This is a genomic window from Streptomyces sp. SudanB52_2052 (assembly GCF_964272415.1).
GTDB lineage: Bacteria > Actinomycetota > Actinomycetes > Streptomycetales > Streptomycetaceae > Streptomyces > Streptomyces olindensis.
On sequence record NZ_OZ186796.1, the window covers coordinates 2,066,291 to 2,088,055 of the forward strand.

Genomic DNA, 21,765 nt, shown 5'->3' on the forward strand with positions numbered 1-21,765 from the left:
ACCCCTGGCCCCCGACACCCTGGCCCTCAGCCCCCGCCCCCGCCTCCCGGCCCCGGCCCCCGGGCATAGCCCCACACCCTGATCCAGGCATATCGTTGCAGGAGCAGACGAAACGGGACCTCTGGACGGGGAGGTCGGCATGGTTGAAGAGCTGATCGGGGCGGTGGCGGCGGTCTGCGCCGGCGGCCTGGTGTACCTGGCCGCGGCGGCACGGGTCGTCAAGCAGTACGAACGCGGGGTCGTCTTCCGGCTCGGGCGTCTGCACGGGGAGGTGCGGCGGCCCGGGTTCAACCTCGTCGTTCCGGCCATCGACCGGATGCGCAAGGTCAACCTGCAGATCGTGACCATGCCCATCCCCGCCCAGGAGGGCATCACCCGCGACAACGTGACCGTGCGGGTCGACGCGGTGGTGTACTTCAAGGTCGTGGACCCGGCGGCCGCGGTCGTCAACGTCGAGGACTACCGCTTCGCAGTCTCGCAGATGGCACAGACCTCCCTGCGCTCGATCATCGGCAAGAGCGAGCTGGACGACCTGCTGTCCAACCGGGAGAAGCTCAACCAGGGCCTGGAGCTGATGATCGACAGCCCGGCCGTGGAGTGGGGCGTGACCATCGACCGCGTGGAGATCAAGGACGTGTCCCTGCCGGACACCATGAAGCGCTCCATGGCCCGCCAGGCCGAGGCCGACCGCGAGCGGCGGGCCCGGCTGATCAACGCCGACGCGGAGTACCAGGCCTCGAAGAAGCTGGCCCAGGCGGCCCACCAGATGGCGGACACGCCCTCGGCGCTCCAACTGCGGCTGCTGCAGACCGTGATGGCCGTGGCGGCGGAGAAGAACTCCACGCTGGTGCTGCCCATCCCGGTGGAGCTGCTCCGGTTCCTGGAGAGGGGCCCCGAGGCAGCCCGGCAGACCTCCACGGAGCACGCGGAACACGCGGAACACGCCGTCGCCGACGCGGAAGGGGCCAAGGAGGCCCTGGAGGAGCTGCGGCACGCCGTAGAGCAGTGACCCGTGCTACGCGCGTGGTTCCCGCCATCCGCGCCAGGTGGTAGACACAGCGGGATCACAGTTCCTGTCCGCCAGCAGGAAGGTTTCCGCATGACCACGACCGGTCGTTCCGCCACACGACGTGAGGCACTCGCCGGGGCAGGCGCCCTGGGCATCGGGATCGCGTTCTCCGGTGCCCTGTCCGAACTCTTCGCCGGTACCGCCGCCGCACAGAACCTCGGCCGCACCGGCTACGGCCCGCTCGTCCCCGACCCGAAGGGACTGCTCGACCTGCCGAAAGGTTTCCGCTACCGGGTCCTCTCCCGCGAGGGCGACCCGCTCCGCTCCGGCGAGGGCGCGGTCCCCTCCAACCACGACGGCATGTCGGCCTTCGAGGGCAGAGGCGGCCGGGTCCACCTCGTCCGCAACCACGAGAACCGCGCCGACGGCAAGGTCCCGGTCCCGGCGGTCGAGGGCCTCACGTACGACCCGGCCGGCAAGGGCGGCTGCACGGCCCTGACCCTGGACTCCCGCAACCACGTCCTGTCGGAGCGCGTCGCGATCGCCGGCACCGCCGTCAACTGCGCGGGCGGGCCCACCCCGTGGGGCACCTGGCTGACCTGCGAGGAGACCGAGGACAAGGCGGGCACCAACGGCTACGCCAAGGACCACGGCTTCATCTTCGAGGTCGACCCGGTCGACCCGCGCCGCACCGGAGCCGTACCGCTGACCGCGATGGGCCGCTTCCAGCACGAGGCGATCGCCGTCGACCCCCGGTGCGGCGTGGTGTACGAGACGGAGGACGCCTTCCAGAAGCCGTTCGGTCTCTTCTACCGCTTCCTGCCGGACCGGCCGCTGGGCGGCCGGGGTTCGCTGCGCGCGGGCGGCCGGCTCCAGGCCATGCGCGTGCCCGGCGTCCCGGACCTGTCCTCGGTCCAGGAGACCGGCGCCGCGTTCGACGGCATCGAGTGGGTGGACGTACCGGACCCGCAGGCGGCGCGGACGCCGATCCGGCTGCAGGACTTCGGCCGCCGGGGCATCACGCACGCGCAGAAGCTGGAGGGCTGCTACTGGGGCGGCCGGTCGGTGTACTTCGTGTCGTCCTTCGCCCGCAGCGCGGAGGGATCGGCGGCCGACCACTTCGGGCAGGTCTGGCGCTACGACCCGGACCGGCGGCGGCTGACCCTGGTGATCGTCTTCGGGCCGGACACCGACGTGCAGCTGCCGGGCGAGTCGCCGGACAACATCTGCCTGGCGCCCAGCGGCGGCCTCATGGTCTGCGAGGACGGCGAGGGCGCCCAGCACGTGTACGGCGTGACCAGGCGCGGCGAGGTGTACGCGATGGCCCGCAACCGCCAGGACATCGGGACCCCGGAGGAACCGGAGTGGGGTGAGTTCGCCGGGGTGACGTTCTCCCCCGACGGCGAGACGATGTACGTCAACTGCTACCGGCCCGGCACCACGTTCGCGGTGACGGGCCCCTGGCGCCGGTAGGCGCGAGGCCGCTGCCGGCCGGGGCGCCGGGTGCGCGACCCGGCGCCCCGCCGGACCATCGAGGCACAGGCATCGAAGCATCGAAAAAGGGGGCCCGGCGGTGCGGAAGGACAGGACCTCGTTGCGGAAACGGCTGCGTCTCCCCGGCGGTGAGCCGGTCGACCTGTCCGCCCATGACGCCGCCGCCACCCCCGGCGGCCCGGACGGCAAGGCGGCGGGCAAGGCCGCCACGGCCAGGATCGGCGAACGCCTCGCCGGCCTCCAGGAACGGCTGTGGGCCGCGAGCACCGCGGGTGACCGGCGCCGCGTCCTGCTGGTCCTGCAGGGCATGGACACCAGCGGCAAGGGCGGCACGGTCAAGCACGTCATCGGGCTGCTCAACCCGTCCGGCTGCCGGATCACCGCGTTCCGGACCCCCACCGAGGAGGAGCGGGCGCACCCCTTCCTGTGGCGCGTCGAGAAGGCGCTCCCGCTCCCAGGCGAACTGGGCATCTTCGACCGCTCCCACTACGAGGACGTGCTGGTCGCCCGCGTCCGCGGCCTCGCCCCCGCCGCCGAGGTCGACAGCCGCTACGAGCTGATCAACCGCTTCGAGAAGTCCCTCGCCGACGACGGCGTGACCCTGGTCAAGTGCTTCCTGCACCTCTCCTTCGACGAGCAGCGCCGCCGGCTGCTCAGGCGCCTGGACAGGCCGGACAAGCGCTGGAAGTTCGCGCCCTCCGACATCGACGACCGCGCCCTGTGGCCCGCGTACCAGGAGGCTTACGAGATCGCCCTGGAGCGCTGCGGCACCTCGTACGCGCCCTGGTACCTGGTGCCGGCCGACCACAAGTGGTACCGCAACTGGGCGGTCAGCACGCTGCTCCTGGAGCACCTGCGGGAACTGGACCCGCGGTATCCGGAGCCGGACTTCGACGTGGCGGAGTGCCGGAAGCGGCTGCTCGGGGAGTCCTGAGCGCCGGTCAGGCGGCGAGCAGGGCGTCGATCTGGCCGACGGACTCCTTCAGGCCCTCCTCCATGCCCATGGCGGCCAGCTGCTCCATCTGCTCGCGGGTGTCGAACAGGGAGCGCAACTCCATGCGGGTGCCGCCCTCGTGCTCGGTGAGCCGCACCCGCACGGAGGTGGTCGGCATGTCGTCCTTCGGCTTGCCGTCGTCGTCGGCGAAACCGTCGGTGAACTCCAGGGAGGCGGGCTCGGTGACCGAGGTGATCCGCCACCAGCCGCGGTACCGGTCGCCCTCCGGGCCGGTCATGTAGTAGGTGACCTCCCCGCCGGGGGTCAGATCGTGCTCCTCCACGGTCGCCGGGTAGGACGGCGGGCCCCACCAGCGCTCCAGCTGCCGGGGATCGGCCCACAGCCGCCACACCCGCTCGAGCGGGGCGGCGAAGTCGGCGATCAGGGTGAGGGTGAGGTTGTCGAGGTCCTTTTCGACACTGGTGACGCTCATCTCTCGGATCCTTCCGTGGTGTTCTTCTCGTCGGGGTCGAAGGCTCGCGGCGTGGAGGTCCGGGGCTCGTCGCTTCCGGGCTCGTCGCTTCGAGGCTCGTCGGCGAGCAGCCGGGCCATCCGGTCCACCCGCCCGCGCCAGGCCGACTCGAGTTCGTCGAGGGCCTGGCGCGCACGGCCCACCGCGTCGGGGTCGGTGCGCACGAGCTGCTCCCGTCCGCTGCGCTGCTTGGTGACGAGACCGGCCCGCTCCAGCACCGCGACGTGCTTCTGCACCGCGGCGAAGCTCATCGGATAGGCCTCGGCCAGCCGGGACACCGACAGCTCCCCGCGCACGCAGCGGCGCAATATGTCCCGGCGCGTGGTGTCGGCCAGGGCGTGGAACAGCCGGTCCACCGTCTCGTCACTCGACTCATCTACAACCATTTGGTTGTACGTTAGCCCTGCCGGCCCCTTCTGTAAAGCTCCCCGGAGCGGCGGCACGCCGGACACTGAAGCGGACGCACGGGGGTACTCGGTGCTCCATGAGCGAGAAGCAGCAGGTCAGCAGCTCGTACTGGCTTCAGACGGCACCGGACGGCCGCCACCCCGCGCTGGCGGAGGACCTGGACGTCGACGTGGCGGTGATCGGCGGCGGGATCGCCGGGCTGTGCACGGCGTGGGAGTTGACGCGGGCCGGCCGGAGCGTGGCGGTGCTGGAGTCCGGGCGGATCGCGGCCGGGGTCACCGGGCACACCACCGCCAAGGTCACCGCCCTGCACACGCTCGTCTACGACAAGCTGCGGCGCACCCGCGGCCCCGAGGGCGCCCGGCTGTACGCCCGTTCCCAGTCGGAGGCGATCGAGCGCGCGGCCGGGATCGTCGAGGAGCTGGGCATCGACTGCGACTGGGAGACCCGCAGCGCCTGCACCTACGCCTGCGATCCGGGCCGGGTGGACGAACTGCGCGCCGAGGCACGGGCCGCCGCCGAGGCCGGGCTGCCCGCCTCGTTCGTGGAGGAGACCGGGCTGCCCTTCCCAGTGGCGGGCGCGGTCCGGGTCACCGGGCAGGCCCAGTTCCATCCGCGCAAGTACCTGCTGGCCCTCGCCGCCGACCTGACCGGGCGCGGCGGGCGGATCTTCGAGGACACCACCGTCCTCGGCCTGGACGAGGGCGAGCCGTGCCGGCTGTCGACCACCACCGGGGCGACGGTCCGGGCCCGGGACGTCGTCGTCGCGACGCACTACCCGATCTTCGACCGGGCGCTGCTCTTCACCCGGCTGACGCCCAGGCGCGAACTGGTCGTCGCCGGGACGATCCCCGCGGACCAGGACCCGGACGGCATGTTCATCACGCCCGACGAGAACACCCGCTCGGTGCGCACGGCACCGTACGAGGGCGGCCGGCGTCTGCTCGTCGTCACCGGTGAGCACTTCACGCCGGGCACGGGTGATCCGCGGGCCGCTTTCGAACGCCTCACCGCCTGGGCCACCGAGCACTTCCCGGACCTGGACGTCACCCACCGCTGGGCCACCCAGGACAACGACCCGACCGACACCGTGCCGATGGTCGGCCCGCTGCACCCGGGCGCACGGCACGCCTACGTGGCCACCGGCTTCGGCGGCTGGGGCATGAGCGGCGGCATGATGGCGGGCCGCCTCCTCACCGCGCAGATCACCGGCGAGGAGTGCGCGTGGAGCGGGCTGTACGACCCGCGCCGGCTGAAGCCCGCCGTGCGGGAGGCGCCGTCGTTCCTGAAGACGCAGGCCAAGGTCGCCGGGCACTTCGTGGGCGACCGGCTGCGACCCTCACCGCCGGTGGAGTCCCTGCCGCCCGGCGAGGGCGCCGTGGTCCGCGCCGACGGCCACCGCCTCGCGGTCTACCGGGACGACGACGGCACCCTGCACGCCGTCTCCGCCCGCTGCACCCACCTGGGCTGCCTGGTCGCCTTCAACGCCGCCGAGCGGGCCTGGGAGTGCCCCTGCCACGGCTCCCGTTTCGCCACCGACGGCAAGGTGATCCAGGGCCCGGCGACCAAGCCGCTGGAGCAGCGGGACATCTGACGGCCGGGTGACACCCGGTTCCGGCACGCATAAGAGGACGATCCCGTTCATATCTTCATACGGTGATCGCCCTTCTCCGCCGTGTCACCGCCGTGTGCGCCCTGGGCGCGGCCCTCGCCGCCTGCGGGACCGCCCGGGCCCCTCAGGTGGCTTCCCCACAGGGGACCTCCCCGCCGGCGCCGTCGAGACCCCCGACGCTCGCCCCCGGCCCCGCCGGGCTGACCCCCGTCTTCGCGCACGGGCCCCGCACCGGCGGCAGGACCGTCGCGCTCACCTTCGACGCCGACATGACCGCCGGGCAGGGGGCGCGGGCGGCGGCGGGTGAGCGGTTCGACCATCCCCGGCTGATCGCGACGCTGCGGGCCCTGGGCGTGCCGGCCACCGTGTTCATGACCGGGCGGTGGGCCGAGCAGTACCCGGACCAGGCCCGCTCCATCGGCCGCGACCCGCTCTTCGAGGTCGCCAACCACTCCTACAGCCACTACGCGTTCACCCCGGACTGCTACGGCCTGCCGACCGTGCCCGCCGAGCGGATGCGGACGGACGTGGAGCGGGCGTACGCGGCCTTCCGCAGGGTGGGCGTGCCCGAGCCGATGCCGTACTTCCGTTTCCCGGGCGGCTGTTACGACCGGCGGGCGCTCAGGGCGCTGACGCCGACCGGTGTGACCGCCGTGCAGTGGGACGTCGTCGGGGGCGACGCGTTCGAGACCGACGCGGACGCGGTCGCCCGGCAGGTGCTGGACGGGGTGCGGCCGGGGTCGGTGGTGGTGCTGCACTGCACGCGCAGCGCCGCCCCGGCGACGGAGCGGGCCGTGCGGGCGATCGTGCCCGGGCTGCGCCGTGAGGGCTTCCGGTTCGTGAAGGTGTCCGAGCTGATCCGGGCCGTGGGCGATCGCCGCTGACCGTCCTACGCTGGACGTATGAGCGAGGACGACTACTGCCTGATCGACGCGGCGAGGCCGCCCCGGGCGGACGGACCGCCGTACGCGGAGTGCGTGCTGTGCCGGGAGCCGACGGAGTACCCGGAGTCGTACAAGGGCATCACGCTCTGCCCGGTCTGCGAGTGGCAGGAGGCCGAGCGCACGTCCTGCTCGGGCTGACCGGCGGGAGACGAGCGCGTCACGCCCCGCTGACGCCGAGGGCGCGGGCGGCGGTGCCGCGCGGCGCCCGGGTGCGGCGCACCGGCCCCGGCCCGAGCGATCTTCCGGCTGGCACACTGGGTCGCGTGAGCCAAGACGCGACGCCCGTGAGTGACAGTCCCTTCCGGTCCGAGCCCTCCGCGCGCGACACGGCGCCGCAGTTCGTGCTGCCGCTGGTCGTGCGGATCGAGCGCGGGGACCCGCCGGCGCGTACGGACGCGCTGGAGACGGCGGCCCGGGCCGTGCTGACCATCCTGAGCGACGAGCGGTCGGATGGTGAGGGCGCGTGGGCGCGGGCGATGCGGGACTGGCAGGACGCCCGGATCCGCAAGGTGGTGCGGCGGGCCCGCGGCGCCGAGTGGCGGCGCGCCGAGGCCCTGCCCGGCATCACGGTCACCGGCACGTCGGCCGAGGTACGGGTCTTCCCGCCCGTCCCGCTCGACGGCTGGCCCAAGGACCTGGCCCGGCTCCAGGTCTCCGGCACCGACCTGGACGACCCGGAACCGCCGGTGGACACGGACCCGGCCGTGCCCGTGCTGTGGATGAACCCGGACCTCGGCATGTCGGCCGGCAAGGCGATGGCCCAGGCCGGGCACGCCGCCCAACTGGCCTGGTGGGAGCTGTCCGACGCGGAGCGGACCGCCTGGCGCGAGGCGGGCTTCCCGCTCGCCGTACGGACGGCCGATCCGGCCCGCTGGTCCGAACTGACCGGCGCCGGACTGCCGTTGGTCCGCGACGCGGGCTTCACGGAGATCGCGGCCGGCTCGTGCACGGTCGTCGCGGACCACCCGGCGCTGCGCCGGGCGCCGTACCGGAGCGGCGGCCCGGCGGCCACCCGTTCGGAGTAGCCGCGGGCGCGGCGGTCGCGGACGAGTGCTCCAGTGGGGTTACCAGACATCCCCGACCCAGGAGGCAGCCATGACCAGCGCCGCGCCCCCTCCCCCCGCCCCTCCCGCCCCCGACGACCGGATGCCCGGCGGGGGCGGCCCTCGCGGTTCCGGTGACTCGTGGGCGGCCGGAGGCCTCGCTCTCGGCGGCACCCTGATGGTCGTCTACGGCCTCTTCGCGGTGCTCCAGGGCATCACGGCGATCGCCGACGACGAGGTGTACACGAGCTTCGGCGACTACGTCTTCGAGTTCGACCTGACCGCGTGGGGCTGGATCCACCTGGTCGTCGGCGTCCTCGTCGTGGCGGCCGGGTTCGGCCTGTTCACCGGGGCGACCTGGGCCCGGATGGTGGGCGCGGTCGTGGTCGGCCTCGCGCTGATCGCGAACTTCATGTGGCTGCCGTACCAGCCGTTCTGGTCGATCATCATGATCGTGACCGGCCTGTTCGTCCTGTGGTCGGTGTTCAACTACCGCTCCACCCGGGCGGTGTAGCGCCGAGCCCTCCCGGCGGCGGCCGGAAACCTCAAATGTTGCTCTGAAGGCGCCCCCCGCGGGGTTCGGAGGCGGGCGCCCGGGCCATACCCCCCTCACGTTCGAGGATCGCGCCGTGCGGAGGAGGGGACGATGGAGCGACTGGGGACGGGCATCGGGTGGCGACCGGAGATCGCGGACGCCGTGGAGCGCATGCCGGGCATCGACTGGGTCGAAGCCGTGGCCGAGAACGTCTGCCCCGGGCATCTGCCCGAGTCGCTGCGGCGGCTGCGCGAGCGCGGTGTCACCGTCGTGCCGCACGGCGTCTCGCTGGGTCTCGGCGGCGCGGACCGGCCCGACGAAGGCCGCCTGGCCGCGCTGGCCGAGCGGGTGGAGGCGCTGGGTTCGCCGCTGGTCACCGAGCACATCGCGTTCGTCCGGGCGGGCGGCGCCCTGACGGCGTCCCCGCACCTGGAGGCGGGCCACCTGCTGCCCGTCCCCCGGACCCGGGACGCCCTCGACGTGCTGTGCGAGAACGTGCGCATCGCGCAGGAGGCACTGCCGGTGCCGCTGGCCGTGGAGAACATCGCCGCGCTGATCTCCTGGCCGGGAGAGGAGATGACGGAGGGCCAGTTCCTGTACGAGCTGGCCGACCGCACGGGCGTCCGCCTCCTCATCGACGTGGCCAATCTGCACACCAACCACGTGAACCGCGGTGAGGACCCGGTCAAGGCCCTCGCCGAGCTGCCGCTGGAGGCCATCGCCTACGTCCATGTGGCGGGCGGCTTCGAACGGGACGGCGTCTGGCACGACAGCCACGCCCACCCCGTGCCCGAGCCGGTCCTCGACATCCTGACCGACCTCGCCTCCCGGGTCTCGCCGCCGGGTGTCCTCCTGGAACGCGACGAGAACTTCCCGGCGCCGGCCGAGCTGGAGGGCGAGCTGGCCGCGATCCGGCGGGCCCTGGAGGCGGGCGCCGTCGAGCGCGTGAAGGCGGAACTCCGCTCTGCGGGCCGGGCGGCCGTGCGGGAGGCGGACCCGTCCGTGGCCGAGTCCGGTGCCCTGGCGCGGGGCGACGAGACAGGGGCGGCCGGGGCGACACGGGGCGCCTCCGGCCTGCCCCACCCGCAGGACGCCGGTGCCGCCCGGCAGCGGCTCGGACTCGCGCAGGCCGCGCTGCTGTCGGCGCTGGTCGCCGGGACGCCCGTGCCCGAGGGGTTCGACCGGGTGCGGGTCGGCGTCCAGGCGCGGGCGCTCGCCGCGAAGCGGGCCGACGTCGTGGCGAAGGTCGCGCCCGAGCTGCCGGAGATCCTCGGGGCGGACTACCGCCCGGCCTTCCTCGGCTACGCCCAGACCCACCCGATGACCGGCGGTTACCGGCGCGACGCCCTCACCTTCGCCGAGCACCTGCTGCACGCCGGGCGGCCCGGCGACACCCGGGCGCGGCGGGAGCTGCGGGAGTGGTGGCAGGACCGGTCGGGCCCCGCCCCGCGCTCCCGCCGCCCCGCCCACCGACTCGTCCGCGCTACGCGCAGGGCACTGCTGCGGCGTTGAACCCAGGCGGGGCAGCGTTCAGCGCGAGGCCCCGGCGACTGTGCCGGGGATAACACCCGGGGCGTGCCCGCCTGAAGCCATGGAATGGTTTGCTCCTCTTTGCCCGGGAAGTCCCTTCTCGCCCCTCCCCCAATCGTCCCGTCTTGCCCCCGATGCAACCCTTCGGTGGTGTACGGCAGTTGACGTAGACCCCCCAGTAACATGTCAACTCCGCACCCGAAGCGCACTAGCGTGCGGTGCCGCACCAGGAGGCACCACCATGCGACCGCGACCCCCCGTCAAGGGCCGAGGCATCCTCAGTGGCACCGGCCTCATCGTCACGTGCCTGACGGCGACGCTCGCCGCGCTGGTCTTCTCGTTCTGGTCCTTCACCGACCGGCCGGGAGCGGCACCGAACGCACTGAGCGCCCACACGCTGCAGACGAGGTACGGGCCCCTGTCCGCCCTCGACCAGGACTTCCTCGTCAAGGTGCGGCTGGCCGGGCTGTGGGAGCTGCCCGCGGGGCGGCAGGCGCAGGCGAAGGGGACCACTGCGGCCGTCCGGACGGCGGGCCGGCACCTCGTCGAGGGGCACCGGTTCCTGGACGAGCGGGTCCTCGACGTCGCCTCCCGGCTGGACCTCGCCCTGCCGGACGAGCCCAGCGACGAGCAGCGGCAGTGGCTGGCCACCCTGGACGAGGAACAGGGCCAGGAGTACGACCGCCGGTTCGCCAACATCCTGCGCATCGCCCACGGCAGGGTGTTCTCGGTCGTCGCCCAGGTCCGCGCGAGCACCCGCAACTCCCTCGTGCGGGAACTCGCCGACGACGCCAACACCACCGTCCTCGACCACATCAAGGTCCTGGAGGCCACCGGCTACGTCGACTTCGACGCGGTGGCCCGCGACCTGGCCGGCGGGAGCACGCCCGCCACTCCGGCCCCGGTCCCGCCCTCCGGCCCGCTGCCCGGCTCGACCTTCCCGCTTCCGCCGCCCACCTACAGCCCGCCCCCGGAGCGGTGAAACGGAACGTCACATACCGACAACACTCCGTCCGGATCGTGAACGAGGCATGGTGCTCTCACGACCGTGTCACATACAAACAACATATGCTCTGGGTTCTTTTCCTGCTGGCGGCCTGGGCCGTGGCCGGCACGGCGTGCACGCGCCTGTGCCTGGCCGCCGTGCGTGCCGCGGCCGTCGACGCGGACACCGGCCGCGTCCGTGAACTCACGCTCTACGAGGCCGCGTTCCTCTCCGGCGGCCCCCGGCGGGTCGCCGACGTGACCCTCGTCGCCATGGCGCGCCAGCGCCGCCTGCTCCTGGCGCACACCGGCTGGGCGACGGTCGTCGATCCGCGCGGGCGGGACGAGATGGAACGGTCGGTCATAGGGGCCATCGGCCCCGAGGGGCAGTCCCGGATCGCGCCGGTGCGGGCCACCGCCGCCGCGGCGGACGCGGTGCGCGGGATCGCCGACGGGCTGGTCCGCGCGGGCCTGGCGGTTCCGGACAGCGCGCGTACGACGGTCGCGGCGGCGGTCCGGCAGGTGCGCGGGGCGTCCGTCGCCGTCCTCGGGCTGGGCGCGGCCGCGTTGCTGACACCCCTCCCGCCGGACATGTCGCGGCATCTGGTCGCCCTGTGGTTCGCGCTGCCGCTCGCCCTGGCGCTGAGCTGCCTGGCGGTGGCGCGGATCGAGATCCACCCGTACTCGCGGTGGGCCTCCCCGGCCGGTCAGCGGCTGCTCGGCGCGCTGACCCGGAACGCGGACGGCGCCGCCGACGACCGTACGTACCTCACCTCGGTGGCCGTGCGCGGCGTCAGCGCGATCGGCGAACCGGACCTGCGCGCCGCCTTCACGCACCGCGAGGCACACGACTGACAGACCGGGGGCGCATCGGGGGCATCGGCGCCGACACCGGCCGACAGTGCTTGCCTTCCCCCCTCGCCGGACGAAGCATCCCTTCCGTCGCCACCGTGCACCGAAGGGATACGCCATGAGAGCCGCCCTCCTCTACTCGACCGCCGGGTCCTTGCTGCTGAGCGCCCTCACCACCGCCCCGGGCGCCGCCGCGGACCGGTCGGGGGCGGCCGAGATGCGCGGCACCGCCGTGGCGGCCGCCCGCGCGAAGGCTGCCGGAGTCGACTTCGGCCCGTGCCCGGACGCGCAGGACCTGCCGGGCAGCATGCGGTGCGGCACGGTGACCGTCCCGCTGGACTACGCCCGGCCGGACGGCAGGCAGATCGAACTCACCGTCAGCCGGGCCCGGGCCACGGGCAAGGACCCGCATCACGGCGAGCGCGCGGTCCCCCGGCAGGGCGCCCTGGTGTACAACCCGGGCGGACCGGGCGCCACCGGACTGTACTTCCCGCTCATCGGGCTGCTCCCGGAATGGAAGCGGATCGCGGCCGCGTACGACCTCGTCGGCTACGCCCCGCGCGGGGTGGGCCGTTCGGCGCCGCTGTCCTGCAAGGACCCTAAGCAGTTCTTCAAGGGGCCCACACAGGCACCGACGCACCCCTCGGCGGCGTACAAGAAGGAACGGATCGCGCAGGCGCGGGCGTACGCGCGCGGCTGCGCCGAGCGGGCCGGGGACGCGCTGCGGCACTACCACTCGCTGAACAACGCCCGCGACCTCGACGTGCTGCGCGCGGCGCTCGGCGAGGAGCGGCTGACCTTCATGGGCTCGTCGTACGGCACGTACTTCGGCGCGCTCTACGCGACGCTGTTCCCCGCGCACGTACGGCGCATGGTGTTCGACTCGGCCGTCGACCCCGCCCCGGGGCGGATCTGGTACCGCAACAACCTCCGCCAGTCGGCGGCGTTCGAGGGCCGCTGGCTCGACTTCCGGACGTGGATCGCGCGGCACCACGACGTGTACGGGCTGGGCAGGACCGCGCGGGAGGTGCGGCGCAGCTACGAGCGGGCGATGGCACGGCTGGCCGCCGCACCGGCGGGCGGGAAGGTCGGGCCGGGCCAGTTGCAGGAGGCGTTCCTCCAAGCCGGGTACTACGACGACCAGTGGCCGCACCGGGCGCACGCGCTGTCGGCGTACCTGAAGGGCGATCCCGGGCCGCTGGTCGAGCAGGCGGCCCGGCATCCGGAGGCCGCCGCCGAGGCGGAGAACGCGCGCGCGGTCTACGTGGCCGTCGAGTGCAACGACGCCCCCTGGCCGACGGACTGGGAGGTGTGGGACCGGGACAACACCCGGCTGGCGCGGGTGGCGCCCTTCGAGACCTGGCACAACGTGTGGACGAACCTGCCGTGCGCCTACTGGCGGGCGCCCCGGCAGCGGCCGCTCGACGTCGGCACCGGGCCGGGCGAGCTGCCGCCGACGCTGATCCTGGCCGCCGAGCGGGACGCCGCCACGCCCTACGACGGCGCCCTGGAACTCCACCGCCGCCTGGCGGGCTCCGTCCTGGTGACGGAGCGGGACGCCGGCGCCCACGGCCTCGCGGGCGGACCGAACGCCTGCGTCAACGGGCACATGGAGGCGTATCTCCTGGAGGGCCGACTGCCGGGGCGGCGCGCGGAGTGCGCGCCGCACGCCGAGCCGAAGCCGGCTCCCGCGGCCGGGCGGCGGTCGGCGGCCCCGGACCGGGCCGGGGCGGCCGGGCAGCCGCGCTGATCAGGCCAGACCGGAGACCAGCTCGGCGATGTCCTTGCGGCGGCCCGTGAAGAAGGGCACCTCCTCGCGGACGTGCCGGCGGGCCTCCGAGCCGCGCAGGTGGCGCATGAGGTCGACGATGCGGTACAGCTCGTCGGCCTCGAAGGCGAGGATCCACTCGTAGTCGCCCAGGGAGAAGGAGGCGACGGTGTTGGCGCGCACGTCCGGGAAGCCGCGGGCCATCTTGCCGTGGTCGGCGAGCATGCGGCGACGGTCCTCGTCGGGCAGCAGGTACCAGTCGTAGGAGCGGACGAAGGGGTAGACGCTCACGTAGTTGCGGGGCGTCTCGTCGGCGAGGAACGCCGGGATGTGCGAGCGGTTGAACTCGGCGGGGCGGTGCAGCGCCATGTTCGACCAGACCGGCTCCAGGGCGCGGCCCAGCCTCGTCCGGCGGAAGAGGTTGTACGCCTCCTGCAGCGCGTCGCTGGTCTCCGCGTGCCACCAGATCATGAGGTCGGCGTCGGCGCGCAGGCCCGACACGTCGTACGTGCCGCGGATCGTCACGTCCTTCGCGGCGAGCTGGTCGAACAGCTCCTGGACCTCGTCGGCGTACCCGGCGCGGTCCTCGGGGAGCACGTCCTTCAGCTTGAAGACGGACCAGAGCGTGTAGCGGATGACCTCGTTGAGGTCCTTGGCCAGCTTGCCCTTGTTCGGGATGCGGTCGGGCGCGGTGCCGGAGGGCGTGGTGGAGGCGTCGTCACTCATGCTCCTCATTCTCCCGCTCCGCCGTGCAGGCTCTGCACCGGGTGGGCGGTGAGTTCCTCCACACCGCGCAGGTCGCCCTGGATCTGGTCGACGGCGGCGTGGGCGCTCGCGATGCAGGCCGGGATGCCGACGCCGTCGTACGGGGCGCCGCAGACGGCGAGCCCGGGGAGCCGGGCGACGTGCTCGCGGACGCGGGCCACGCGCGCGTGGTGGCCCACCGGGTACTGGGGCAGGCCGTCGTCCCAGCGGGTGACGCGGGTGGCGACGGGGGTGGCGTCCAGGCCGGTCGCGGCCTTCAGGTCCAGCCGGGAGACGTCGACGAGCTCTGCGTCGTCGCGCCGGAGGATCTCCGTCTCGCCGTACCGGCCGACGGAGGTGCGCAGGACGATCAGGTCGGGGTTCTCCTCGGCGATCCAGCCCCACTTGCGGGAGGCGAAGGTGGAGGCCTTGATGGTGCGCCCGTCGACCGGCGGCACCAGGAAGCCGCTGCCGTCGGGCAGGTCCGCCTCGGCGCGGCGGTAGGCGAGGGTGACCAGGGCCATGGAGGCGTACTCGACGGTGTCCAGCTCGGCGGCGGCCCCGGGGGCCTCGGTGCGCAGCAGCCGGGCGGCGGCGGGGGCCGGGACGGCGAGCACCACCGCGTCGGCGTGCAGCACGCGGTCACCGACGACCACCCGCCAGGCCGAGGACGACCCGTCGGGCGCGCTCGCGTCGTCGCCCGGGGCGGGCGACTCGGTCGCGCCGACCGGCGGTGCCGCCCTGCGCAGTTCCGTCACGGGGGCGCCGGTGAGGATCTCGCCGCCGCGGGCCCGGACCGACTCCGCCACCGCGAGCGGCAGGGTGCCCACACCGCCCTGGATGCCCGTGAACACCGGGCCGGTCTGCTGCGCGGCGGCCGCCCTGGCCTGGATCTCGCGGACGCCCTCCGTCAGGGAGACGTAGGACCGGGCGGCCTGGTAGAGCTGCGGGACGGCCGAGCGCATCGAGATGCGGTAGGCGTCGCCCGCGTACACCCCGCCCAGCAAGGGCTCCACCAGGCGGTCGACGACCTCGCGGCCGAGGCGCGCCGCCACGTACTCCCCGACGGCCACGTCGTCCCCGACCTCCGTGCGGGGCAGGTCGGCGTCGCGCTGGATGCGGGCGAGGCCCTCGTCGGACAGCACGCCGGACAGGGCGGCGGCGGTCCCGGGCACGCCCATGACATGGCCCTTGGGCATGGGGCGCAGGGCGCCGCGCGTCCAGATCGAGGCCGTCGCCGTCGCGGGCGGCTGGAGGCGGTCGGCGAGGCCCACCTCGCGCGCGAGTGCCACCGCCTCGGGGCGGCGGGCGAGCATGGACTCCGCGCCGAGGTCCACGCGCGCGCCCGCGATCTCCCCGGGCAGCAGCTTGCCGCCGACCCGGTCGGAGGCCTCCAGCACGGTCACCCGCGCCCCGCGCTCCAGCAGCCGGTGGGCGGCGGCCAGGCCCGCGATGCCCGCCCCGATGACGACGACCTGCCCCGTGCCCGCACGGGTCTGAACTTCGCGCATGCCCCCAGCCTCTCAGACCCCACGGACAGCGCCGCCGCGGCCCGGTGTCCCGGACGAGTCCGGACCGTGACCGCATCGGAACCCTCCCGGGCCAAACGTCCGGTGCCGCCCGGGCGTCGAAGAAGCGTCAGCCGAACCGACGCTCGGGGGATGCCCATGCGCACACGACGATCCGTACGACGCCCCGCCCCGGCCCTGGCCGCGCTCTTCCTGGCCGCGGCCCTGGCCCTCACGGGGTGCAGCGCCGCGGGCGAGGACTCCGCCGGCAGCACCGCGGCCGACCGCGGCTACGCCGGCTCCGAGGCGGACAACGGGGCCGGAGCGAAGGAGGCCGCCCCGGGCGGCGCCGGGAGCGGGGTCGGCAGCGACGCCGGGGCGACCGCGCCGGCGAAGCTCCCCACGCAGCACATCATCCGCACGGCCTCGCTGACCGTGCAGGTCAAGGACGTCCCGAAGGCCCTGGAGGAGGCCCGCACCCGCACCGAGAACGCGGGCGGCTACGTCGGCAACGAGACCACCACCCGGGACGCGGAAGGCCGCGAACGCACCCGGGTCGTGCTCCGCGTGCCCGCGGACGAGTACGACGAGGTCCTCGCCGGGCTGGAGGGCGCCGGGAAGCTCATCGACCGCAGCGCGAAGGCGCAGGACGTCACCGACCAGGTCGTGGACGTGCAGAGCCGCATCACCTCACAGCGCGCCAGCGTGGCCCGGATCCGCGAGCTGATGGACCGGGCCGACAAGCTCAGCGACGTGGTGACCCTGGAGGGCGAGCTGAGTTCCCGCCAGGCCGACCTGGAGGCGCTGCTCGCCCGGCAGGCGTCCCTGAAGGACCGCACCAGCCTGGCCACCATCACGCTGTCGCTGTCCGAGACACCGGTGAAGAAGCAGGAGAAGAAGGACGACGACCCGGGGTTCCTCGACGCGCTCGCGGGTGGCTGGAACGCGTTCGTGACGATGCTGCGCTGGCTCGCGGTGGCGCTCGGCGCGGTCCTGCCGTTCGCCGCGGTGGCGGCCCTGGTCGTCCTGCTGTGGCTGCGCGTCGTACGGCCCCGCCTGCCGCGCCGCCCGCGGCCCGCTCCCGCGTCGTCCGCGGCGAGCGCGCTGGGCCCGCTGCCCGTGGCCCGGACGGCCCCGGAGTCCGCCCCCGCCCGGGAGTCCGGCGAGCAGGACTGAAGTGCCCTGCTCCCGTAGCGTGTTCGCATGAACAAGAGCCGTACGCGCGGGGAGCGACTGGTCGTGATCGGCGGCGACGCCGCGGGGATGTCCGCGGCGTCGCAGGCGCGCCGCCTGAAGGGCCCCGAGGAACTGGAGATCGTCGCGTTCGAACGGGGCCACTTCACGTCGTACTCGGCGTGCGGCATCCCGTACTGGGTAGGCGGCGACGTCACGGACCGGGACCGGCTCATCGCCCGCACCCCCGAGGAGCACCGCGCGCGGGACATCGACCTGCGGCTGCGCACCGAGGTCATCGAGCTCGACCTCGACGGGCAGCGGGTACGCGCGCGTGACGTCGACTCCGGCGCCGAGTCCTGGACGTCGTACGACAAGCTCGTGATCGCGACCGGGGCCCGGCCGATCCGGCCGGACATGCCCGGGGCCGACGCCCCCGGGGTGCACGGCGTGCAGACGCTGGACGACGGCCAGGAGCTGCTCGACTCGCTGGCACGCACGCGTGGCCGCCGCGCGGTGGTCGTGGGGGCCGGGTACATCGGCGTGGAGATGGCCGAGGCGCTCATCAACCGCGGCTACGAGGTCACGGTCGTCAACCGCGGCAGCGAGCCCATGTCGACCCTGGACCCGGACATGGGCCGCCTGGTGCACGAGGCCATGGAGGGCCTGGGCATCACGATGGTGAACGACGCCGAGGTCACCGGGATCCTGACGGGGGACGACGGCCGGGTGCGGGCGGTGGCCACGCGGGAGCGCGAGTTCCCGGCGGACGTGGTGGTGCTCGGCATCGGCGTGCGCCCCGAGACGGCCCTCGCACGGGCGGCCGGTCTCCCGCTCGGCACCCACGGCGGGCTCCTCACGGACCGCTCGATGCGGGTGCGCGGCCACGAGAACGTCTGGGCCGGCGGCGACTGCGTGGAGGTCCTCGACCTGGTCTCCGGGCAGGAGCGGCACATCGCCCTCGGCACCCACGCCAACAAGCACGGCCAGGTCATCGGCACCAACGTCGGCGGCGGCTACGCCACGTTCCCGGGCGTGGTCGGCACGGCGGTCAGCAAGGTCTGCGACCTGGAGATCGCGCGCACCGGTCTGCGCGAGAAGGACGCCCACCGCGTCGGGCTGCGCTTCGAGGCGGTCACCATCGAGTCGACGAGCCGCGCGGGCTACTACCCGAACGCCTCGCCCATGACGGTGAAGATGCTCGCCGAACTCCGCACCGGCCGCCTGCTCGGCGTGCAGATCGTGGGCCGCGAGGGCGCGGGCAAGCGGGTCGACATCGCGGCGGTCGCCCTCACGGCGGGCATGACGGCGGAACAGATGACCACCCTGGACCTGGGCTACGCCCCACCGTTCTCCCCCGTCTGGGACCCGGTCCTGGTGGCGGCCCGCAAAGCGGCGGCGAAGGTGCGCGGTTCCGCGTAGGGAAGCGGTGCGGTCCATGCCCTGAAGGGGCGCGGGGCCGTATCGATGTGCGGCTCCGCCGCGTGGGCGCGACCAGCCACAACGAGCCCGCGCCCCGCGACAGAACCCGCACCCCTGCGGAGAAACGCTACGCAGTCCCGGCAGTCCCGTTGATCCGGTCAATGGCCTGCCGAGCCTGCTCCGCCGGCGGCCGCGACGGCAACGACGACACCGAGGCCGAAGACGTCACGGCAGGCGGCTGCTCCCCCGCCGGCTTGGCGTGCGCGGCGACCCGCGACGACCGCAGCCGGTGGCTCACCGCCTCCTCCAGCGTCACCGGCCGCCGCCACTGCGCGGCCAGCCGCCCGGCCTCCTGGCCGAGCCGGGCCACGTCCTCCCAGGGCAGCTTCACCACCAGCGTCAGCTCCGCCTCGCCGTCCGGCAGCGCGTGCATCGGAGGAGTAACTCGGTCGTTCATCGCCTGATCCTCACGTCGGCCCCGCGACCCGCCTTCCCCGCGCCGCGGGCGGTTGCCGAGACATACGCACGTCCGGACGGCCGCGTTCACCGGCCCCGCCGATTCACCGGCGGCGCCCCGGGCACACGTGTGATGGTTCCTGCGCATCCCGGGCCTGGCCGGGCTCCGTCGCGGGCGAGAGCCTGGCCGCTGCGGCCCGGTACCCCGCCCCCTCCGGAACCGCGCGGCATCCTGTTCGGCAGGCGGGCGCGGCCCACCTGGTGAGCGCGCCCGCGCGGGTTCAGGAACGGTCCGGTGGGTCCTCGGTGGGCAGCAGCAGGACGTAGCGGAGTTCCTGCCGGTACGCGGGGAGCAGGACCTGCGAGGTGACCTTGATGGGCTCCCGGCGGACGTGCGGCAGGCGCAGTTCGTAGCGGTGGCCGTGCCGGTAGGCGAGGACCTTGGGGTCGCGGTCCCACAGGTCGCGGCAGGCGCGGTCGGCCAGCACGGCGTCGCGCAGGGCGCCGAGGCCGGGGTCGTCGGGCCGGGTCACCAGCGCGAACCGCAGCAGGGCGAGGTACTGCGCGGCGTGCCGGGGCCAGTCGACGATCTGTTCGCGGGCGGCGTTCGTGGTCAGGGCCCAGCGCATCAGGTTGGCGTCCGGTTCCCGGACCCAGGGGAACCAGCGGGCCATGGCGGCGTTGTGGTCGAGGACGTTCCACGCCTGGTCGGTCAGATAGCTGGGGAAGCCGATCCGCGCCGAGGTCAGGGCGGCCAACTCCTCGGTGGCGTCGCGCGGCTCCTGTTCACCCGGCTGCCGTCCGCCGGCCCCGCCGAGTGCGTGGCCGTGCAGGGCCATGCGTTCGTCGGGGCCGAGCAGCAGGGCCCGGGAAAGCCGCTCCAGGATTTCCATGGAAAGCGGTACGCGCGCCCCGGTCTCGAGATTCCGGTACCAGCGCTCACTCACTCCCATCCGCCGCGCCACCTCTTTTTGAGGTAACTGTCTTCCCCTGTTCATTTTGTTTCCCGCATCGATACGCCAAGCGCGCAGCAGATCCGGTAGGGCATCACGTGACACGGCTCGCACACACTCCCTCTGCGTATTGCCGGGGAAACACACCGTAACAAGGGCTGTCGGCGCGCGCGAAAGCGGGTCGCATATGCGCTGCTCGTCGGGGTGCGACTGGGAGACCGGCAGAATTCTGCCGGTTCTCGACCGGTTGTCCGCCCCGTTTTCCAGGGGAGATCCACCGGCTTTCCAGGGATTCCCGGACCCCTCGAGCCCGGCAAAAAGATGCCGGTTGACGAAGCTCGTCAACCGCTGTCAGCATCGCCGACGTGAGCCGCTGCCCCATCCGATGCAAAAATGCATTCGAGCGCTATTCGGCAGCCATTCCCTCCGTAATTCCGATGACCATGCGCGCGCGTTGGCGCAGGACTTCTCCGCTCTTCGAACGCAAGGAGTACGCATGACCGTCTCCACCGCCGACCCCACCACGACCACCGGCTCCGCCCTGCTCGGCGACAGCGGCAGCCTCCACCGGGTGGTCGAGGACCTCGCCGGCGGCGTGAGGACCATCCAGCCCGTGCGGGACGCCCTCGCCGACCGGGAGCTGGCGAGCGCCCTGTCGTCGTGGAACTCCGCTCCCGGGGACCCCGACCTGTTCGTCGCCTCCCTGTTCCCGGAGCCCGCGCAGGTCTCGCACGTCCCGTTCCTGCCGAAGGAACGGCTGCTGTCGCCGCGGGAGAAGAGCGCCGCCGCCGAGGCCTTCGCGCGGGTCCTGGAGAGCTGCGAGTTCACGAGCGGTTCGGCGGTCACCGCGTTCGAGGACGCCGTCGCCGACCTGTCCGGCATGAACTGCGCCGTCGCGACCGGCAGCGGGACCGACGCGCTCGTCCTCGCCCTGCGCGCCGTGGGCGTCGAGCCGGGCGACGAGGTGATCCTCCCGGCCAACAGCTTCGCCGCCACCGAGAACGCGGTCTTCGCCTGCGGCGCGGTCCCCGTCCTCGCCGACGTGACCACGCCCGACGGCAACCTGGACCCGGTGTCGGTGGCGGAGCACGTCACCCCGCGCACCGTGGCGGTCCTGCCCGTCCACCTCTACGGCAAGCTCGCCGACACGGCCGGGCTGCGGGCGGTCGCGGACCGGTACGCGCTGCGGATCGTCGAGGACGCCTGCCAGGCGATCGGGGTGACCGGTGTCGGGCGGTACTCCGACGCGGCGGCCCTCAGCTTCAACCCCTACAAGAACGTCGGGCTGTGCGGGAAGGCCGGTGCGGTCGTCACCGACTCGGCCGAGATCGCCGAGCGCTGCCGGGTGGCCGGCTACCACGGCTTCGAGCCGGGCCGGAAGAACGTCAAGTGCGAGGCGTTCGGCCTCAACGCGCGCATCGACAACACCATGGCCGCGATCGGTCTGGCCCTGCTGCCCTGGACGGGTCTGCGGGGGCTGCGGCGCACGTACCTCGCCCGGCGTTACGTGGAGGCGCTGCGCCCGCTGGCCGAGGAGGGCGTGCTGGAGACGCCCGCCTTCGCCCCCGACCATTCCTGGCACCTGTTCCCGGTGCTGGTGGACGGCGGGGCGCCGGCCCGCGACGCCCTGCGGGACGAGCTGGCGCTGCGCAGCCGGGTGGAGACGGACGTCTACTACCCGGTCCTGACGCACCGTCAGCAGACCCCGGTGCGCGAGCGGTTCTTCGGGCAGGCGCGGCTGCCGCGGACCGAGTGGCTGCACGACCGGGTGCTGCACCTTCCGCTGCACGCGGGCCTGTCCCTCGGCGAGCAGGACCGCGTGGTCGAGGCCCTGCACGCGGCGACGCGCCCGGGCCGGTGACGC

The 21,765-nt window shown here is 73.7% G+C and carries 21 protein-coding genes; 15 read left to right on the forward strand and 6 right to left on the reverse strand.

Annotation, left to right across the window (positions count from 1 at the left end):
• Positions 1-139 precede the first annotated feature (139 nt).
• The 3 genes from ACSUPV_RS09140 (at position 140) to ACSUPV_RS09150 (ending at position 3,437) form a co-directional block, all read left to right on the forward strand.
• Entirely contained in the window at positions 140-1,009 is an 870-nt protein-coding gene (locus ACSUPV_RS09140; protein WP_436947274.1) for a slipin family protein, read from the forward strand.
• Between the two features lie 90 nt (positions 1,010-1,099).
• Positions 1,100-2,482 (forward strand): PhoX family protein, encoded by a 1,383-nt coding sequence (locus ACSUPV_RS09145; protein WP_031119138.1) that lies wholly within the window; start codon positions 1,100-1,102, stop codon positions 2,480-2,482.
• A 100-nt stretch (positions 2,483-2,582) separates the two neighbouring features.
• Positions 2,583-3,437 (forward strand): PPK2 family polyphosphate kinase, encoded by an 855-nt coding sequence (locus ACSUPV_RS09150; RefSeq protein ID WP_436947275.1) that lies wholly within the window; start codon positions 2,583-2,585, stop codon positions 3,435-3,437.
• Positions 3,438-3,444: 7 nt separating this feature from the next.
• On the opposite strand, the gene ACSUPV_RS09155 is transcribed toward ACSUPV_RS09150, so the two are convergent.
• Positions 3,445-3,930: an SRPBCC family protein gene (locus ACSUPV_RS09155; protein ID WP_436947276.1), complete on the reverse strand. Its 486-nt coding sequence runs from the start codon at positions 3,928-3,930 to the stop codon at positions 3,445-3,447.
• A complete protein-coding gene (locus tag ACSUPV_RS09160) occupies positions 3,927-4,355 on the reverse strand; it encodes an ArsR/SmtB family transcription factor (RefSeq protein WP_051648436.1) in 429 nt (142 codons plus the stop codon). The genes ACSUPV_RS09155 and ACSUPV_RS09160 overlap by 4 nt, the downstream gene beginning before the upstream one ends.
• 98 nt (positions 4,356-4,453) lie before the next feature.
• Between ACSUPV_RS09160 and ACSUPV_RS09165 the strand changes: the two genes are divergently transcribed.
• The 9 genes from ACSUPV_RS09165 (at position 4,454) to ACSUPV_RS09205 (ending at position 13,627) form a co-directional block, all read left to right on the forward strand.
• The gene (locus tag ACSUPV_RS09165; protein ID WP_436947277.1) at positions 4,454-5,971 is read left to right on the forward strand and encodes an FAD-dependent oxidoreductase; all 1,518 of its coding nucleotides are present in this window, start codon (positions 4,454-4,456) and stop codon (positions 5,969-5,971) included.
• 62 nt (positions 5,972-6,033) lie between these two features.
• A complete protein-coding gene (locus ACSUPV_RS09170; protein WP_436947278.1) occupies positions 6,034-6,873 on the forward strand; it encodes a polysaccharide deacetylase family protein in 840 nt (279 codons plus the stop codon).
• 18 nt (positions 6,874-6,891) lie between these two features.
• Positions 6,892-7,071: a hypothetical protein gene (locus ACSUPV_RS09175; RefSeq protein ID WP_031119132.1), complete on the forward strand. Its 180-nt coding sequence runs from the start codon at positions 6,892-6,894 to the stop codon at positions 7,069-7,071.
• 125 nt (positions 7,072-7,196) lie between these two features.
• Positions 7,197-7,958: a peptidyl-tRNA hydrolase gene (locus ACSUPV_RS09180; protein WP_051648435.1), complete on the forward strand. Its 762-nt coding sequence runs from the start codon at positions 7,197-7,199 to the stop codon at positions 7,956-7,958.
• A 70-nt stretch (positions 7,959-8,028) separates the two neighbouring features.
• The gene (locus tag ACSUPV_RS09185) at positions 8,029-8,490 is read left to right on the forward strand and encodes a DUF7144 family membrane protein (protein WP_031119130.1); all 462 of its coding nucleotides are present in this window, start codon (positions 8,029-8,031) and stop codon (positions 8,488-8,490) included.
• Positions 8,491-8,622: 132 nt separating this feature from the next.
• The gene (locus ACSUPV_RS09190) at positions 8,623-10,023 is read left to right on the forward strand and encodes a DUF692 domain-containing protein (protein ID WP_037758990.1); all 1,401 of its coding nucleotides are present in this window, start codon (positions 8,623-8,625) and stop codon (positions 10,021-10,023) included.
• 259 nt (positions 10,024-10,282) lie between these two features.
• Complete coding sequence (locus ACSUPV_RS09195) at positions 10,283-11,023, forward strand: DUF4142 domain-containing protein (protein ID WP_436947279.1); 741 nt, start codon at positions 10,283-10,285, stop codon at positions 11,021-11,023.
• Positions 11,024-11,109: 86 nt separating this feature from the next.
• A complete protein-coding gene (locus ACSUPV_RS09200; RefSeq protein WP_031119127.1) occupies positions 11,110-11,880 on the forward strand; it encodes a TIGR04222 domain-containing membrane protein in 771 nt (256 codons plus the stop codon).
• Between the two features lie 115 nt (positions 11,881-11,995).
• Positions 11,996-13,627, forward strand: a complete 1,632-nt coding sequence (locus tag ACSUPV_RS09205) for an alpha/beta hydrolase (RefSeq protein WP_436947280.1) — start codon at positions 11,996-11,998, stop codon at positions 13,625-13,627.
• Here the strand turns inward: ACSUPV_RS09205 and hemQ are convergent, their stop codons facing one another.
• Together hemQ and hemG are read right to left on the reverse strand one after the other, a co-directional pair.
• Entirely contained in the window at positions 13,628-14,371 is a 744-nt protein-coding gene (gene hemQ / locus ACSUPV_RS09210; protein ID WP_031119125.1) for a hydrogen peroxide-dependent heme synthase, read from the reverse strand.
• A gap of 5 nt (positions 14,372-14,376) precedes the next feature.
• Positions 14,377-15,900 (reverse strand): protoporphyrinogen oxidase, encoded by a 1,524-nt coding sequence (gene hemG / locus ACSUPV_RS09215; RefSeq protein WP_031119124.1) that lies wholly within the window; start codon positions 15,898-15,900, stop codon positions 14,377-14,379.
• 156 nt (positions 15,901-16,056) lie between these two features.
• Here hemG and ACSUPV_RS09220 point away from each other — a divergent pair, with 156 nt between their 5' ends.
• Positions 16,057-17,073: a DUF4349 domain-containing protein gene (locus tag ACSUPV_RS09220; RefSeq protein WP_436947281.1), complete on the forward strand. Its 1,017-nt coding sequence runs from the start codon at positions 16,057-16,059 to the stop codon at positions 17,071-17,073.
• A 27-nt stretch (positions 17,074-17,100) separates the two neighbouring features.
• Positions 17,101-18,492 (forward strand): FAD-dependent oxidoreductase, encoded by a 1,392-nt coding sequence (locus ACSUPV_RS09225; protein WP_037758978.1) that lies wholly within the window; start codon positions 17,101-17,103, stop codon positions 18,490-18,492.
• A gap of 127 nt (positions 18,493-18,619) precedes the next feature.
• On the opposite strand, the gene ACSUPV_RS09230 is transcribed toward ACSUPV_RS09225, so the two are convergent.
• The gene (locus ACSUPV_RS09230; protein WP_031119121.1) at positions 18,620-18,949 is read right to left on the reverse strand and encodes a hypothetical protein; all 330 of its coding nucleotides are present in this window, start codon (positions 18,947-18,949) and stop codon (positions 18,620-18,622) included.
• Between the two features lie 280 nt (positions 18,950-19,229).
• Positions 19,230-20,048 (reverse strand): helix-turn-helix domain-containing protein, encoded by an 819-nt coding sequence (locus tag ACSUPV_RS09235; protein WP_359791955.1) that lies wholly within the window; start codon positions 20,046-20,048, stop codon positions 19,230-19,232.
• A gap of 349 nt (positions 20,049-20,397) precedes the next feature.
• On the opposite strand from ACSUPV_RS09235, the gene ACSUPV_RS09240 reads away from it, so the two are divergent.
• Positions 20,398-21,762, forward strand: coding sequence for a DegT/DnrJ/EryC1/StrS family aminotransferase (locus ACSUPV_RS09240; RefSeq protein ID WP_436947282.1), 1,365 nt, complete (start codon positions 20,398-20,400; stop codon positions 21,760-21,762).
• The last annotated feature ends 3 nt before the right edge of the window (positions 21,763-21,765 follow it).